Source organism: Sphingomonas sp. NFR04, from assembly GCF_900114095.1.
Taxonomy (GTDB): Bacteria; Pseudomonadota; Alphaproteobacteria; order Sphingomonadales; family Sphingomonadaceae; genus Sphingomonas.
Genome location: NZ_FORV01000001.1, coordinates 232330 through 249333 on the forward strand (window position 1 = coordinate 232330; position 17004 = coordinate 249333).

The window sequence follows — 17004 nt, forward strand, 5'->3', positions numbered from 1 at the left end:
GTCGGCGTCCTTAGATCGCTGGCCAATGTCCCTCTCCTCGCCTCTCATCCTTAACATGGGCTGCCGGCTGAACCTAGCCGAAGGTGAGTCGATCCGTGCGCTGCTCACCGGGCGGGACGCGGTCGTGGTGAACAGCTGCGCGGTGACCAACGAAGCGGTGAAGCAGACCCGCCAGGCGATCCGCCGCGCGCGGCGCGAGCGGCCCAATGCGGAACTGGTCGTCACCGGCTGCGCGGCGCAGATCGATCCGGCCGCGTTCGCCGCGATGCCCGAGGTGGACCGCGTGATCGGCAACGCCGAGAAGCTGCGGCCCGAGGCCTGGGCAGCCGAGGCGAAAGTGCAGGTGCAGGACATCCTCGCCGTGCGCGAGACCGCGCCGCATCTTGCCGCCAGCTTCTCCACCCACGCCCGCGCCTTCGTGGAAGTGCAGAATGGCTGCGACCATCGCTGCACCTTCTGCGCGATCCCCTTCGGACGCGGCAACAGCCGCTCGGTGCCCGCCGGGGCGGTGATAGATCGCATCGCCATGCTCGCCGAAGCGCACGGCGAAGTGGTGCTGACCGGCGTCGATCTCACCAGCTATGGTCATGATCTGCCCGGCGCTCCCACGCTGGGCGCGCTGGTCGAGCGCATCCTCCGCCATGTCCCCCGCCTCCATCGGCTACGACTTTCCTCCCTCGACGGGATCGAAGTCGACGATCGGCTGTTCGCGCTGCTCACCCAGGAGCCGCGCGTGATGCCGCACGTCCATCTGTCGCTCCAGGCGGGCGACGACATGATCCTCAAGCGGATGAAGCGCCGCCACAGCCGCGCACAATCGGTCGCGCTCGCCGAGCGCCTGCGCGCGGCGCGGCCGGAGATCGCGATCGGCGCGGACCTGATCGCCGGCTTTCCGACCGAAGACGAGACAATGTTCGCCAACACGCTCGCCCTGATCGCCGATTGCAGCGTGGTGCATGCGCATATCTTCCCCTATAGCCCGCGCGCCGGCACGCCCGCCGCGCGCATGCCGCAGGTGGCCCCCGCCACGATCCGCGACCGCGCCGCCCGGCTGCGCGCGGCGGCGGCCGAGCAGCGGGCGAACTGGATGGAGACCCTGGTCGGCAGCCGCCAGCAGGTGCTGGTCGAGCGCCCGGGCGACCGCGGCCATGCAGAGAATTTCGCCGAGGTGCGGCTGACCGCCCCCCGGCAGACTGGAGAAACGGTGAACGTGACGATTGCACGCGTCGAAGACGGAAAGCTGGTCGCATGAGCGGACCCGGATGGCATGAAAAGCTGCTCGGCGGCTTTCGCAAGACGTCGGACCGGCTGCTCGGCAACCTCGCCGGCCTGTCGCTCGCCCGTCTGGACGAGGCGACGCTGGACGAGATCGAGGAGGCGCTGATCGCCTCGGACCTCGGCCCGGCCACCGCCGCCAAGGTGCGCGCGCGGCTTGCCGAAGGGCAGTTCGAGCGCAATCTGGAAGAGCTCGGCATCCGCGTGATCGTCGCCGAGGAAGTCGCCAAGGTGCTGGAGCCGGTCGCCAAGCCGCTCGAGATCGAGGCGTTTCCGCGCCCGCAGGTGATCCTCGTCATTGGAGTCAACGGCTCCGGCAAGACGACGACGATCGCCAAGCTCGCCAACCAGCTGCTCGAGCAGGATTACAGCGTGATGGTCGCCGCGGGCGACACCTTCCGCGCCGCCGCGATCGGCCAGCTCAAGACCTGGGCCGATAGGATCGGCGTGCCGATCGTCTCGGGCGCCGAAGGCGGCGACGCCGCCGGCATCGTGTTCGAAGCGGTGAAGCGCGCGACCGAGATCGGCACCGACGTGCTGATCGTCGACACCGCCGGCCGCCTGCAGAACAAGCGCGAGCTGATGGACGAGCTGGCCAAGGTCCGCCGCGTACTCGGCCGCCTCAACCCCGCGTCCCCGCACGACGTGGTGCTGGTGCTGGATGCCACCACCGGCCAGAACGCGCTCAACCAGATCGAGGTGTTCAAGGAAGTGGCGGGCGTCACCGGCCTCGTCATGACCAAGCTCGACGGCACCGCGCGCGGCGGCGTGCTGGTCGCGGCGGCCGAGAAATACGGCCTGCCCATCCACGCGATCGGCGTCGGCGAGAAGGTCGACGACCTGCGCGGCTTCGACGCGAACGAAGTCGCCCGCATCATCGCCGGCGTGGAGGAACTGACCCATGGCTGATGCAGCCACCCGCCCCAAGGCTTCCGCCGGCCTGCGCATGGCGCTCGATTACGGCCCGCTGGTCGTGTTCTTCGCGGTCAACAGCCTCGCGCCCGGCGTGCAGCTCCAGCGCATCTTCACCGCCACCCTCGCCTTCATGATCGCGATGGCGGCGGCGATCGCGGTTTCCTGGTGGAAGACCCGCCACGTCTCGCCGATGCTGTGGATCACCGGCGTGCTGGTGCTCGTGTTCGGCGGGCTGACGCTTTATTATCACGACCAGACCTTCATCCAGGTCAAGCCGACCATCGTCTATGCGATGTTCGCGGTGATCCTCGGCTATGGCCTCGTCACCAACAAGCCGCTCCTCCAGACGATGCTGGAGTCCGCCTATCCCGGGCTCAGCGCCAAGGGCTGGCGGCTGCTGACGATCAACTGGACCGTCTTCTTCGTCGCGATGGCGGTGCTCAACGAAGTCATGCGGCACATGCTGGACTGGGATCGCTGGGTGACGTTCAAGACCTGGGTGGTGATCCCGCTGACGTTGGTGTTCGCCATCGCCAATATCCCGATGCTGCTCCGCCACGGCCTGCAGCTGGAGAAGCCCGAGGACGCGCCCGTCCCGCCGGAAGGCTGATCCCATATGGGCCTGCCGCGCCACCCGGCGACCTTCCACGCGGTGCGCGCGGCCAACGGACTGCGCCGGCAGATCCGTTCCAACACGCTGCTGTTCCTGCTGCTGGCGATCGGCGTGGGTGCTGCGGCGAGCCTCGCCGCCATCGCGATCGGCCAGAGCGCACGCGGCATGCAGCGCGTGCTGTTCGGGCTGGCGGTGGGCGAGCACCTCAGCGCCGCGAGCCATGTGGCGCCGCTGCGGCTGCTGGCCCTGCCGATCGGCGGCGCGCTGCTCGGCTGCACGCTCTGGCTGCTCCGCCGCCGCAAGACCATCGACGTGGTCGAGGCCAATGCGCTCCACGGCGGCCGCATCCCTGCGCGCGATACCGCAACGGTGGTGGGCCAGACGCTGCTCTCCAACGGCTTCGGCGCCTCGGTGGGACTGGAGGCGGCCTATGCGCAGGCGGGCGGCGGGCTCGCCTCGCTGCTCGGCCAGCGGCTGAAGCTGCGGCGCGCGGACCTGCGCACGCTGATGGCGGCCGGCGCTGGCGCGGGCCTGGGCGCCGCGTTCGGCGCGCCCCTGACCGGCGCCTTCTACGCGTTCGAGATCGTGCTGGGTGCCTACACGCCCGCGATCGTCGCCCCGGTGGTGCTCGCCTCGCTGACCGCCGCGACCATTGCCCGGACGCTGGGCATTCATCCCTATGTGATCAGCGCCGGCGGCGGACATCCGATCGGGACGGCGGATTACGCCCTCTACGCGCTGCTCGGCGTGGTCTGCGCCGGCTTCGGCATCGCGCTGATGCGGCTGGTGGCGCTGGTCGAGGCGGGCGTGCGCCGCAGCCCGATCCGTCCTGCCTGGGCACCGCTGATCGGGGGCTTGCTGATGATCCCGCTCGCCCTGCTCTCGCCGCAGGTGCTGTCGAGCGGGCACGGCGCGCTGGACATCAACCTCGCCGCGACGGCGACGCTCGCCTCGCTGGGCGTGGTGATCCTGCTCAAGCTGCTCGGCTCGGCCGTGTCGCTGGGTTTCGGCTTTCGTGGCGGCCTGTTCTTCGCCTCTCTGTTCCTCGGCGCGCTGATCGGGCGCTTCTATCAGCTGACGCTCGCCGAGATCCCCGGCCTGCACCACCTCGCGCCGGATGATGCGGCCGTGGTCGGCATGGCGGCGCTGGCGGTGGCGGTGGTCGGCGGGCCGATGACGATGTCGCTGCTGGTGCTGGAGGTGACGCACGACTTCAGCATCACCGGCGTCACCATTGCCGCGACGCTGATCGCGAGCACGATCGTGCGCGAGGCGTTCGGCTACAGCTTCTCCACCTGGCGGCTGCATCTGCGCGGCGAGACGCTGCGGAGCGGCCGCGATGTGGGCTGGGTCCGCGCGCTCACCGCCGCGCGAATGATGCGACGCGACGTGGCGACCATCGCCGCGGATACCGATGTGGCGGCCTTCCGCGACCGCTTCCCGCTGGGCTCGACCAAGCGCGTCGTGCTCCTCGACGCCAAGGGTCATTATGCCGGGATCGCCGAGACCGCAGCAGTTTGGAGCCCCTCCGCGGATCAGGCGGACCGCGTCATCAGCATGGCGAAGTTCGTCGATACCGCGCTGTCGCCGGACATGACGATCGCGGAAGTGCTCGAGGCCTTCGACGCGAGCGTGGCGGACGATCTGGCGGTGTTGTCGAGCGACGGGCAGGTGCTGGGGCTCATCACCGAGAGCCATGCGCGCCGCCGCTATGCCGAGGAGCTGGAGAAAGCCCAGCGCGATTTGTACGGAGAAAGTTAGGGCAGGTCCCCCTCACCCTTCCCATCGCTCCGCGATGGACCCCTTCCCTCTCCCATCGGGAGAGGGAGGGAGGCGCGAAGCGCCGGAAGGGTGAGGGTGGTTGTCTGCCTCAGCCCTGCTGGTCGGCGCGGCTCGCGCCTTCGCCGTCGAGATTCTGGGCGACGAAGTCCCAGTTCACCAGCTTGGTCAGGATGGTGTCGACGAACGACGGGCGCGCATTGCGATAGTCGATGTAATAGGCGTGTTCCCACACGTCGATCGTGAACAGCGGCTTCACGCCGTGCGCGACGGGCGAGTCGCCGTCATGGAACGAGGTGACCTTCAGCGTGTCGCCGTCGAGCACCAGCCAGCCCCAGCCGCTGGCGAAGTGGCCGACGGACTCCGCCTTGAGCTTCTCGAGCAGCGCATCGTGGCTGCCGAAGTCGCGGGTGATCATCTCGGCCAGCTTGCCGGTCGGCGCAGCATAGTTGGGCGTCAGGCACTGCCAGAAGAAGCTGTGGTTCCAGATCTGCGAGCTGTTGTTGAACAGGCCCTTGATGCCCTTGTCCTTGGCATAGGCGATCACGTCCGTCAGCTTCGCGCCGGCCAGCTCGGGAATGTCGGCAACCAGCTTGTTGCAATTGTCGACATAGGCCTTGTGGTGCTTGCCATGGTGGAAGTCGAAGGTCTCGGCCGACATGTGCGGCGCGAGCGCGTCCTTGGCGTACGGCAGTTCGGGAAGTTCGAAGGCCATGTCATGCTCCTCTTGGGATTGGAAAGCTTGTCCGCCCGCCTAACGCATGGGAGCGCGGCGCGCCGCAACATTTTTTGTTTCGCCCCTGATCGATGCTGGCGATCAGAAGAGCTGCCACTCCCAGACGCCGGCGCCCGCAGGCACGCGAAGGCGGAGATACCGCGCGGTTACGTTGAGCGGCAGCACGATCGGCGAGCCGCTGGCACCGGGCGTGGTCGCGACCTGCCGCCAGTGCGTACCATCGGCCGACGCCTCGACCGCCACGTCATAAGCGCGGTTGGCATATTCCATTCGCAGCTGCGCCGTGTGGACGGTCTGCACCTTGCCGAGATCGGCGACGAGCAGCGGCGCGGCGCCGGGCGCGGGGCGCCAGAGCGTCGCGTAATTGTCGTCCCCTGCCCGCTCAGCCCCATGTACTGCATCCACGGCCGCGCCCTTGAGCGTGACCGGGAGGCCGCGCGTGCGGCGGGGGACGAACCCCGCGACCGCGCTGCCATGGCTCGGCACTACCTTCGCGATGGTACCGTCGTCGCGGATCGTCAGCGGGTCGACGGCGATCTGGCGGAGCGTCGCATCATCCCCAGGACGCGGCCAGGGCAACGACTGGCGATGGTAAAGGATGTAGGGCTGCTGGCCGACGCGGAAGATCGCGTGATGGCCCGGGCTGATCACGTCGCGCGTCTTGTCGGTGGACAGGATCGGGCTGTCCGACCCCTCTCGGAACGGGCCGAAGGGCGTGTCGCCGATCGCATACCGCACCTTGTAGGTGTCCTCCGTGGTCTTGCCGTCGCTATAGGTGAGGACATAGTGCCGTCCGGCCTTCACCAGGAACGGGCCCTCGAAGTAATTGGCGGGGGTGACGTCCTTGGGTTCGCCGTCGAAGGTCACCATGTCCGGCTTCAGCTTGACGACGAAGCAATGGCCGTTGGTCCAGTTCAGCCCCGAGCCCCAATACAGATACGCGGTGCCGTCGTCGTCGATGAATGCCTCGGCATCGATCATGTGATAGGCGGGTGCGAAATCCTTGGCGATCAGCGGCTTGCCGCCGTTCGCATCCGCCCAGGGACCCGCAGGCGACGGCGCACTGCCTACCCACACCTCGGACCCCACCGAGACATACATGTACCAGCGCCCGTTCTTCGCCTTGACGACCGAGGGCGCCCAGACCTTGGAGTCACCCGAGGTCGGGCTGGTCGCCGCCGCCTTGGTCGGCCAGGCCGGGGTGGAGAAGGTCCAGTCCCGTCCGTTGGCGGAGGTCCAAATCCCCAGCGTGTCGGCGCCCCAGGGATCGATGGTGGCGTAGATATACCATTTGCCGCCGTCATGGACGATCGACGGATCGGCGAAATAGCCGGGGAGCAGCGGATTGCCGTCCCCCGGCGTATCCCAGCGCGGCGTGGGCGCGTCGGCGGCGGCGAGCAAGCCCGCCGCCACCATCAGAAGGACCGCCTTGCTCACTTGATGTCGAGCATCACGATCGCCTTGGCCGGCACCTGTACGGTGAGGGTGCCGCCCGAGAGCGTCGCGCCGGTGAATGCCGCCGGCTTCACGACGTCCGGCGCCTGGAAGTCGTTATGCGCATCCATCGCCGCGCCGGTGAGGATGCGGCCCGTCACCTGCGTGCCGGTCACCCCGTCCAGCTTCATGCTGACGCTCGCCGGCTGGTTGGGATCGACATTGACCAGGCCGACATGGACCACGCCGTCGGTGCCCCGCACCGCGCTGGCGCTCACCGCGCGCATCGTCCACTGGTCCTTGTTGTACCAGCGCGACGTCACGTCGACCGGCAGCACCGTGCCGTCCATATAGTCCTTGTACAGGTCGAACGCCCAATAGGTCGGCGTCTTCACCATCTTGGCGCCATCGGTGAGCAGCATCGCCTGGAGCACGTTGACCATCTGGGCGATGTTGGCGCCGCGCACGCGGTCGGCATGGGCCGCGAAGATGTTGAAGTTGAGCGCCGCGACCATCGCGTCGCGCAGGCTGTTCTGCTGGTAGAGGAAGCCCGGGTTGGTGCCCGGCTCGACATCATACCAGGTGCCCCATTCGTCGACGAGCAGCGCGACCCGCTTGGACGGATCGTACTTGTCCATGACCTTGCTGTGCTCGGTCAGCAGCTCGTCCATCTTCAGCGTCTTGGAGAGCGTGCGCGCCCAGCCTTCCTCGTCGAAGCCGGTGGCGGCGCCCTTCTTGCTCCAGGGCCCGGGCACCGTGTAGTAATGCACGCCGATACCGTCGATCTTGTCGCCGGCCTTGCGCATCATCACGTCGGTCCAGTTGTAGTCATCCGTATTGGCGCCGCTGGCGATCTTCATCAGCTTCTGGCCTTCGGGCACCTTGAGGAAGGTGGCGTAGCGACGCGTTACGTCGGCGCCATATTCGGGCAGCATGTCGCCGCCGCAGCCCCACAGCTCGTTGCCGATGCCGAACATCGTCAGCTTCCACGGCTTGTCGCGGCCATTGGCGCGGCGTTGGTTGGCGATGGTCGATTTGGTCGGCGAGGTCATATATTCGACCCACTCCGCCATCTCGCTGGGGGCAGCCGTACCGACATTGCCCGAGACATAAGGCTCGGCGCCCACCACTTCGGTGAAGTCCATGAACTCGTTGGTCCCCACGGCATTGTCCTCGGTCACGCCACCCCAGTTGGTGTTGACCTTGACCGGGCGCTTGGCGCGCGGCCCGATGCCTTCCCGCCAGTGATATTCATCGGCGAAGCAGCCGCCCGGCCAGCGGATCACCGGCACCTTGATCGCCTTGAGCGCATCGATCACGTCGCGGCGGAAGCCCTTCACGTTCGGGATCTTGCTGTCGGCGCCGACATAGAGCCCGCCATAGATGCCGCTGCCCAGGTGCTCGGCGAACTGGCCGAACAGGCGCTTGTCATATTTCGCGCCGGGCTTGTCGCCATGCACGGTCACGGCGTCGCCGCCGGTCTGGGCCATGGCAGGCAGCGCCGCGATGAGCGCGATCGCGCTGATGAGGCTTCGCATCATTCTTTCTCCGTCGCGCGCGCCGGGCGCGCCTTGGCTGGGGTAGTGCCCTCGCCCGCGAACGGGGTGAGGCGGAAACGTATCGAGGTGGGCACCAGCTGGGTGCGGTATTTGGGGAGCGGCTTGCCGAACTCGCTCCACTGGGTGTCGCCGCCGATGCCCCATTGCGCGGCATCGATCAGCAGCGTGCCCTGGCTCCTGGGCACCACTTCGGTGCTCTTCCAGGTGCCGGGTTCGTGCCGGTCCAGATCGGCATAGGGGAAGGCGAGCGCGTTCATCATCAGCGGCGTATCGCCCTGCACCCGCAGGCCGGCGCCGCCGCCGATCAGCTCCATCCAGCGGACATCGACCTTGTTGCCGGTCTCCTGCGGGCGGATGTAATCATGGTTCTGCTCGGCGATCGCGCCGCGCCACAGCCCGATCGGCGCCGAGGTCTTGCGGTCGACATAGCTTTCGTGCGGGCCGCGGCCATACCATTCGACCGTCTTGAGGCTGCCCGGGGTGGTGAAGGTGAGGCCGATGCGGAACGGCGGGGGCAACTGGCCCGAGACCGGCTCGAACTTGCCGTCGACCGCGACCGAGCCGTCGCCCGCCATCCGATACACGCTGGTGAAGCGCACCGCGCCCGCGCCCATGATGTAGGCGACGCGCACCTCGGCGCCGTCCTCACCCAGATCCTGCACCTGCACCGCGGAGACGGTGCGGGTCTCGCTCATCCCCTTCCAGGCAGCGAGCTGCTTGTCGGTACCGATGCCGATGTCGTTGTCGGTCACCGCCCGCCAGAAGTGCGGCGCGCCGCCGCTGAGCAGCGTCTTGCCCCTGGCCGCGTAGCGATCGACCAGCCCGGTCGCGCGGTTCACCACCAGCGTCGCGCCGCCGGCCGAGAGGGTGATCGCCCCCTGCCCGTCCTGCGTCGTTACCTTGCCCTTGGGCGCCGCGACATCTGACGTGCGATAGACCGGATCGAGCGCGAACTGCTCCCAGCCGATCACCGTGCCGCCTGGCACCAGCGGCACCGCGTCCGCCTTGGCGCGCGCGCGGACCGTGACGAAATACTCGGCGCCGGGCTTGCGGGTAATGCCCGTCAGCGGCAGCGCGATCGTGCCAGCGCCGTGCGCCGCCACGTCCGGGGTCGCCAGCGTGCCGTTCGCCACCGCAACGCCGTTCTCCTGCACTTCCCAGTCGAAGGTGAAGCCGGACAGGTCGCGGAAGTCGTGGCGGTTGCGCACCGTCACCGTGCCGCCCGCAGCATCGAAGCCGTCGAACTGGATCGGCGCATAGACCTTGCGGAGCTCATAGAGCTGCGGGTTCGGCGTGCGGTCGGACTGGAGCAGCCCGTCGCCGAACTCGATCTCGCCGCCGGGGTTGGGGCCGTATTCGCTGCCATCGCCCCAATAGCGCCGCCCGCCCTTGGTGTAGCGGTACATCGACTGGTCGACCCAGTCCCAGGCGAAGCCGCCCTGCAGCTTGTTCGGGTGGGCGTAGATGGTGTCCCAATATTCCTTCAGATTGCCGCCCGAATTGCCCATCATATGGGCGTATTCGCACTGGATTACCGGCTGCTTGAAGTTCCAGTTGGTGGCGTAGTCCTCCAGCTTCACCGCCGGATCGTACATCGGCGCGTAGATGTCGGCGTAATAGTTCGGGCGGTGATCTTGGATGCCGTCCCAGGTGCCCCAGCCGAGATAGGAGACCAGCCGACCCGGATCGACCGCCTTGGCCGCCGCGGCCGCCGCCTCGAAATTCGGGCCGATGCCCGCCTCGTTGCCCAGCGACCAGAAGATCACCGAGGGGTGGTTCTTGTCGCGCTGGACCATGTTGACCACGCGCGAGACATGCGCGTCCTTCCACGCCGGATCGAAGCCGACCTGGAGCTGGGAGCGGAGTTCGCCATGCTTGTTGGCGTAATCCATGTAGGCGTGGCTCTCGATGTCCGCTTCGTCCATCACATAGAGGCCGTAGCGATCGGCGAGCTCGTACAGATACGGGTCGTTCGGATAGTGCGAGGTGCGGATCGCGTTGATGTTCGCCCGCTTCATCAGCTGGATGTCGTGCTCCATCGACGCGTGGCTGACGACGTGGAAGGTCTCCGGATCATGCTCGTGGCGATTGACGCCGCGGATCGTGATCGGCTTGCCGTTGACGCTGACCAGGCCGTTCCTGATCTCGACGGTGCGGAAGCCGATGTGCTGCGGGGTGGCCTGCACCACCTTGCCCTCGGCATCGACCAGCTCGACGAGCAGCGTGTAGAGATTGGGCGTCTCGGCGGTCCAGGGGCGAACGCCCGGCACGTCGGCGGCGAGCGTCACCTTCTGCGCCGCGCCCGCGGGGAGCTGCGTCTCGCGCACCAGCACCTGCTTGTCGCCGTCGAGCAGCGTCATCCGTGCGGTGAGCGGCGCGGTGCGATCGGTGAGCGTCAGCTCGGTCGACAGCTTGCCGTCCTGGTACGCCGTGTCGAGCCCGGCATGGACGAACAGGTCGGCCACGCGCGCCCTGGGGGCCGCCGCCAGATAGACCGAACGCTCGATGCCCGAGACGCGCCAGAAGTCCTGGTCCTCCAGATAGCTGCCGTCCGACCAGCGATGGATCTGGATCGCGATGGTGTTGCGGCCCGCATGGACCAGCTTGGTCACGTCGAACTCGGAGGGGAGCTTGGAATCCTGCGAATAGCCCGCCTCGACGCCGTTCACCCACACCTGATAGGCCGAACCCGCCGCACCGATGTGCAGGATCACGTCCTGCCCGGACCAGTTCGCCGGCAGCTGCACGTCGCGGCGATAGGAACCGACCGGATTGGTGGCGTGCGGGATCAGCGGGCGGTTGGCGGGGAACGGATAGGTAATGTTGAAATAGCGTGCCTGGTCATAGCCCTCGGTCTGCCAGTCGGCCGGGACCTTGATGCGCTTCCACTTGGCGACGTCATAGTCCGGCTTCTCGAAGCCGTTGGGCACCGCGTCCGAGGAAGGCGAGAAGTGGAACGACCATTGGCCGTCGAGCAGCAGATAGCGGCTCGACCTGGCGGGATCGCCCGCCAGCGCAGCGGCGCGGCTCTCGTAGGGGAAATGCGTGGCGCTGGCCGGCATCTTGCCGCGCGCGAACACCGCCGGGTTCTCCCAGTCGGGGCGGCGCGGATCGACCTGCACCGGCTGGACCTGCGGCGCGTCGCCGATCTTCGGACCGTCCTGCGCCATCCCCATGCCGGAGGCGAGCGCTACACTGCCCACCGTCGCCAGCAACCCCAACTTGTTCACGCTGATTCCTCCCGCCCCATAAGGGCATACTGCAAAGGCTGATTGTTTCAGTCAAATTTCTCGGAGTAATTTTCGTGTAATTTATCGTTGCAGCGCTCCGCTCTCGTGCAGGAATGCCTCATGTGTGGGCATGCGCGAGGCGGCCAGCGCCGTCACCTCGGCGATCCGCGCCAGCCGCGCCGCCGCCTCGTCGCGCGGCATGCCATCAGCGATCGGGTCGTAGCCGCTGGGGTCGACGCCCTGCCCGTGGAGCACCGCCAGCCAGCTGGTCTTGGAGAACAGCTCGTCCGCCTCGCGGTACAGCCGGCCGCTGGCACGGTAGATGGCGATGCGCTCCGCCAGTGTATCGGGCAGTGCCATGGTGCGCAGGTGGCGCCAATAGTCGGTGTCGTCGCGCGCGGTGACGTGGAAGTGGAGGACGAGGAAGTCGCGGATCGTCTCGAACTCCGCCGCCATCAGCCGGTTGTAGCGGCGGATGTCCGCGGGCGTGCCGCCGCCGACCGGCAGCATCTCCAGCAGCCGCGCGATGCCCGCTTGGACGAGATGGATGCTGGTCGATTCCAGCGGCTCGAGAAAGCCGCTGGCGAGCCCCAGCGCGACGCAGTTCTTCTCCCAGAAGCGCGCGCGGCGCCCCGCCTGGAAGCGCAGCAGGCGTGGTTCGGCGAGTGGTGCGCCTTCGAGGCTGCCCAGCAATTGCGCCTCGGCTTCGGCATCCGAGCAGTGCGCGCTGGCATAGACCAGCCCGTTGCCGACCCGGTGCTGGAGCGGAATGCGCCACTGCCACCCTGCCCCGCGCGCGGTGGAACGGGTGAAGGGCGAGCGGCCCTCCGGCCCCAGTGCGCAGGGTACCGCGACGGCGCGGTCGTTGGGCAGCCACTGCGCCCAATCCTCGAATGCCACGCCCAGCGTCTCGCCGAGCAGCAGCGAGCGAAAGCCCGAACAGTCGATGTAGAAGTCGGCGGCGATGCGCGTCCCGTTCTCCAGCACCACGCTCGCGATGGCGCCGTCCGCGTCGCGCGCGACGGTGACGATCCGGCCTTCCTGCCGCCGCACACCCCATTGCTCGGCCTTCTCGCGCAGGAAGCCGGCATAGAGCGCCGCATCGAAATGATAGGCATAGCCGAGATGGGTCAGCGGGTTGTTGCCGCTGGTCGCCGGGCGCTGGAAGCGGCCCAGCCGCGCCGCCTCTGCGCAGATCGAATAGGCCTCGAGCGGCGCCGCCTCGCCGGCCAGCCGCGCGCGCTGCCACAGCGCCTCGAAGGGGATCGCGCCGAAATCGATGCCGTGGATGCCGAACGGGTGGAAGTAGCGCGTGCCCTTCGCCTGCCAGTCGACGAACTCGATGCCGAGCTTGGCCGTGCCCTTGGTCGCGCGGAGGAACTCGGCCTCGTCGATGCCGAGCAGCGCGTTGAACGCCTGGATCGGCGGGATCGTCGCCTCGCCCACGCCGACGGTGCCGATCGCCTCGGACTCGACCAGGGTGATTGCGATGGCGCGGGTATCCAGCACGCGCGACAGCGCCGCCGCCGCCATCCAGCCCGCGGTACCGCCGCCAATGATCGCGATATGCGAAAGCGGCGCGCTCATGCCGCGCGCCGCTTGTTGAAAATCGAAAGGTGGAAAGCCGTCACCCTGCGCCGTCCTCCGATAGAAGATGGCCGGAGCAGTCGCCTGCCCCGGCCTACAGGGTCAATAGGTCGCCCGCAGCGACAGGCCGAAGCGCCGGTCGTTGAGCTCGTAGCGCAGCGGTGCGGCCGGCGTGCCGATGTAGATCTTGTTCATCCGGTTGTTGAGATTCACCACGTCGGCCGACACCGCGACCTGCTTGGTCAGGTTCACGCTGATTGAGGCGTCGAGCGAGGCATAGGGCGCGGCATATTGCGGGATGCCGTTGGCACCACTGCCCTGGGTCTGATCAAGATAGCTCGACCGCCAGGTCCACGCCACGCGCGCAGTGACCGGGCCCTTCTCGTACAGGCCGACGATATTGTAGCTGTGCTTCGACAGCTTTTCGAGCGGCAACTGCGTCGGCGTGTTGGTCCCCGCCACCGCGAAGGGGTTGGACACGCTCGAGTCGACATAGGTGTAGTTGGCCTGCAGCCCCAGCCCGCTCAGCGGCCCCGGCAGGAAGTCGAAGAATTGGTTGTAGCCGATCTCGGCGCCCTTCACCGTGCCGTTGCCGGAATTGACCTGCGTGCTGATGTCGTAGGTCACGCCGTTATACACGCCGGGCACGATGCCGCCCGCCAGAAAGCCGTTGACCTTCTTGTAGAACAGGCCGCCGGTCAGCGAGCCGGTGGGGGCGAAGTACCATTCCGCCGTGACGTCGAAATTGTCCGAGCGGATCGGGTTGAGCAGCGGGTTGCCCGAGCTGGCGCTGGGGTGGCCGGTGACCGGATTGATCTGGTTCGGATTGTTGAGCGTCAGGTTGGTCGAAAGCTGGTCGAAGTTCGGTCGCGCGAGGCCCTTCGAATAGGCGAAGCGCATCTGGAAACTGTCGGTCAGCTTGGCGCGGAGGTTAAAGCTCGGCAGCGCCTTGGTATAGTCCTTGCTCACGCTGATCGGCGCCGAGCTGCCGTCATTGTTGAACTGGGTGCCGATCGACGTCGCCTTGGTCTTCACCACGCGCACGCCGACGCCGCCGTCGAAGGCGATGCCGCCGAGCTCGAAGCCGTAATCGGCGATGGCCCAGCCGGTATAGGTCTTCTCGGTCTGGCTGTTGAGGTCGCCGGGCTTGAAGCTGTCCTGCGTCGTGGCGCCGAGCAGCGCGTAGAGCGCCTTGGTCTGCGCCCACACGCCGTCACCCGCCGGAAAGGCCGGATAGAGCAGGCCGCCCTTCACGCTGTTGCCGTCGAACCAATTCTTGGAGGGCCCGGGCATCGCCAGCTGCGGATTCTGGGTAAGCGGCACCAGCGGGGTGCCGGCCGGCGCACCGCAGTTCGGATCGGCACCGAGCGACGTGATGCAGGCGGCGTGCCAGGTGCCACGCAGGTCGATGCTGTTGTCGGCATAGCGCGCGCCGGCACGCAGCTTCTTCAGCAGGCCGCCATCGACGTCATATTCGATGTCGCCGGCAAAGGCCCAGGTGTCGGCGTCGTTCCGCTGGAGCGAGTCCGCGATATAGGGCGTGGTGTAGTTGGCCGGGTTGTTGAGCACGCCCTGCTCGCGCACGTCCCAGCGCGGATATTTGCCACGCAGGTCGAAATCGACCGTCAGCGGATGCGGCGTGGTCAGCGAGGTCTGGCCGGACTGAGTGTAGAGCGACAGCACATGGCCGTTGCGATCGGCGTTGTAATAGGATGTCAGATACTGCGCATCCAGATTGACCTTGAGCCGGTCGGTCGGCTTCCACGCCGCGTTGAGCGTGAAGTTCTTGCTCGCGCTCCACAGCTGCTGGTCGTAGCGGCCGGTCTCGAACGCGATCGGCGACAGCGTGCCGCTGGTCGCATAGCCTTCGTTGTTGAAGGTGAAGGCTGCGCCCGGCGCCGGCGCGGTGCCATAGCTGGTGACGTTGCCGTTGCTGTCGCGCACGTTCGAGCGGTTGCTGAGGTCGTAATAATAGGCGCCCGTACGGTTGAACCAGTATTTGGTGACCTGCGCCTGCGCAGTGACCAGCAGCGCATCGCTCGGCTTCCACTGGATCGCGCCGGCAACGCCGAGGCGTTTGCGATCGCCGCTGTCGTCATAGATTTCAGGACCATAGGGGATCTGCGCATTGGCCGGCGCACCCGCGATCGAGCCGGGCGCGACGGTATCGAACGGGCCGATCAGCAGGCCGTCCTGGCGATAGCGGCTCTTCGAATAGACGGCGTTGATCAGAACGCCGATCTCGCCCTCGCCTGCCTTGAAACGGTTGCTGTACAGGCCCGACACGGCATAGCCCGGCTTGTCGATGCGGTCGTAGTAATTGCCGCGGATCGTGGCGCTGATCACCTGGCCGGGTGAATCGAACGGCTTGCGCGTGCGCAGGTTCACCGCCCCGCCGACGCCGCCCTCGATGATGTTGGCCGGCGCGTTCTTGTACACGTCGATGCCCGAGAGCAGTTCGGGCGGCACGCCTTCAAGGTCGAACGCGCGCCCGCCCGAGGCCGAGTAGACCGCGCGGCCGTCGAGGAAATTCTGCACCTGGGTGAGGCCGCGGACGGTGATCGCCGGCTGGGTGCGGTGGTCGAAGTCCGTCGCGCCTTCGCCGTAGCGGCGCTGGATCTGCACGCCGGTGATGCGCTGCAGTGCCTCGGTGGTGTTGGCATCGGGCAGCTTGCCGATATCCTGCGCCTGGACCGAATCGACGATCTGATCGGCATTGCGCTTCAGCGCCGCAGCCGAGCGCAGGCTCTCGCGCACGCCGGTGACGACGATATCGTCCCCGCTGCCGCCCGCCGGCGCGCCGTCCTGGGCGAAGGCCGGCGCGCCCCCCCCGGCGATCGCGAGGGCGAGCGCCGAGACGCCGAGCAACGAAGTACGATGGTGCATTCTCATGAAAAACCTCCCCAAATGCGCTGGTCCGAAATGCCGCATCTCCGCGCGGTGCCGACCAGTTGTCCGACAACATATCCTGTCGTATTTGTAAGACAAGTGCTTTTCGTAGGGCAGGATTGGGGCTGGCGCAGCGCCTGAACTGCCTCCAAAATCGTCCCATCACACGGGGGCAAACCATTGACGGAACAGCGAAAGCGCAACCCAGCGCACCAATCGATTGCACGCGAGATCGGCATTGCCATTGCGACGGGCCGATATCTGCCGGGCGTGATTCTCCCCGGCGAACTCGATCTCGCCGAGTCGCGCGGCGTGTCGCGCAGCGTTGTGCGCGAAGCGCTGCGCATGCTTGCGGCAAAGGGGTTGATCGAAAGCCGTCCCAAGGCAGGCACGCGGGTGCGGGCGCGGGCGGACTGGAACCTGCTCGATCCCGATCTGCTCGCCTGGATGTTCGAAGGCGAGCCACCCATGGCGTTCGTGGAAAGCCTGTTTCAACTCCGCATGATCGTTGAACCTGCCGCTGCCGAGCTGGCGGCACGCCTGCGCTCGAGCCGGCACGTCGGCCGGCTGGGCCATGCGATGGAGGTGATGGAGGAAGAAGGCTTGTCGAGCCCCGAGGGCCAAGCGGCGGACCAGCAGTTCCACAACATCATCCTGGAGGCGACGGCCAATGATCTGCTGATCAGCCTGTCCGGCAGCATCGGGGCGGCGGTGCGCGCGACGACGCTGTTCAAGCACCGAAAGGCCAAGCAGCTGCGCGATTCGATCCCACTGCACCGCGACCTGTTCGCAGCGATCACCGACGGCGATCCGGCGGCCGCACGGGCGGCCACGATCACGCTGATTCTCCAAGCGCAGGAAGATACGGAATCGTCGCTGAAAGGGTAAAGGGCAAGCGTTGACGTCATCCTCGGCTCATTTATAGTCAGACAAAACAACAGGGAGACGCCGATGCCTGACACGATCGTACGCAAAGGAGAGATCGGT

General features: G+C 67.2%; 11 protein-coding genes. 5 read left to right on the forward strand and 6 right to left on the reverse strand.

Annotation, left to right across the window (positions count from 1 at the left end):
* Positions 1–25 precede the first annotated feature (25 nt).
* The 4 genes from mtaB to BM009_RS01095 are packed head-to-tail and all read left to right on the forward strand — an operon-like array spanning position 26 to position 4564.
* Positions 26–1252 (forward strand): tRNA (N(6)-L-threonylcarbamoyladenosine(37)-C(2))-methylthiotransferase MtaB, encoded by a 1227-nt coding sequence (gene mtaB, locus BM009_RS01080; protein WP_093292895.1) that lies wholly within the window; start codon positions 26–28, stop codon positions 1250–1252.
* Entirely contained in the window at positions 1249–2184 is a 936-nt protein-coding gene (ftsY, locus tag BM009_RS01085) for a signal recognition particle-docking protein FtsY (RefSeq protein WP_093292897.1), read from the forward strand. The genes mtaB and ftsY overlap by 4 nt, the downstream gene beginning before the upstream one ends.
* Positions 2177–2800, forward strand: coding sequence for a septation protein A (locus BM009_RS01090; protein WP_093292899.1), 624 nt, complete (start codon positions 2177–2179; stop codon positions 2798–2800). Before ftsY ends, BM009_RS01090 begins: the two co-directional genes overlap by 8 nt.
* 6 nt (positions 2801–2806) lie before the next feature.
* Entirely contained in the window at positions 2807–4564 is a 1758-nt protein-coding gene (locus BM009_RS01095) for a chloride channel protein (RefSeq protein WP_093292901.1), read from the forward strand.
* A 109-nt stretch (positions 4565–4673) separates the two neighbouring features.
* Here BM009_RS01095 and BM009_RS01100 read toward each other — a convergent pair whose 3' ends face one another.
* The 6 genes from BM009_RS01100 to BM009_RS01125 form a co-directional block, all read right to left on the reverse strand.
* Complete coding sequence (locus BM009_RS01100; RefSeq protein ID WP_093292914.1) at positions 4674–5297, reverse strand: superoxide dismutase; 624 nt, start codon at positions 5295–5297, stop codon at positions 4674–4676.
* Positions 5298–5399: 102 nt separating this feature from the next.
* Positions 5400–6755, reverse strand: coding sequence for a family 43 glycosylhydrolase (locus BM009_RS01105; protein WP_254772099.1), 1356 nt, complete (start codon positions 6753–6755; stop codon positions 5400–5402).
* On the reverse strand, positions 6752–8290 hold the full coding sequence (locus tag BM009_RS01110) for an alpha-N-arabinofuranosidase (RefSeq protein WP_093292916.1): 1539 nt from the start codon (positions 8288–8290) through the stop codon (positions 6752–6754). Before BM009_RS01110 ends, BM009_RS01105 begins: the two co-directional genes overlap by 4 nt.
* The gene (locus BM009_RS01115; protein WP_093292920.1) at positions 8290–11541 is read right to left on the reverse strand and encodes a glycoside hydrolase family 2 TIM barrel-domain containing protein; all 3252 of its coding nucleotides are present in this window, start codon (positions 11539–11541) and stop codon (positions 8290–8292) included. The genes BM009_RS01110 and BM009_RS01115 overlap by 1 nt, the downstream gene beginning before the upstream one ends.
* Positions 11542–11622: 81 nt before the next feature.
* On the reverse strand, positions 11623–13128 hold the full coding sequence (locus BM009_RS01120) for a tryptophan halogenase family protein (RefSeq protein WP_093292922.1): 1506 nt from the start codon (positions 13126–13128) through the stop codon (positions 11623–11625).
* Positions 13129–13230: 102 nt separating this feature from the next.
* On the reverse strand, positions 13231–16020 hold the full coding sequence (locus BM009_RS01125; protein ID WP_093292924.1) for a TonB-dependent receptor: 2790 nt from the start codon (positions 16018–16020) through the stop codon (positions 13231–13233).
* A gap of 177 nt (positions 16021–16197) precedes the next feature.
* On the opposite strand from BM009_RS01125, the gene BM009_RS01130 reads away from it, so the two are divergent.
* A complete protein-coding gene (locus BM009_RS01130) occupies positions 16198–16905 on the forward strand; it encodes a FadR/GntR family transcriptional regulator (protein WP_093292926.1) in 708 nt (235 codons plus the stop codon).
* Positions 16906–17004 lie beyond the last annotated feature (99 nt).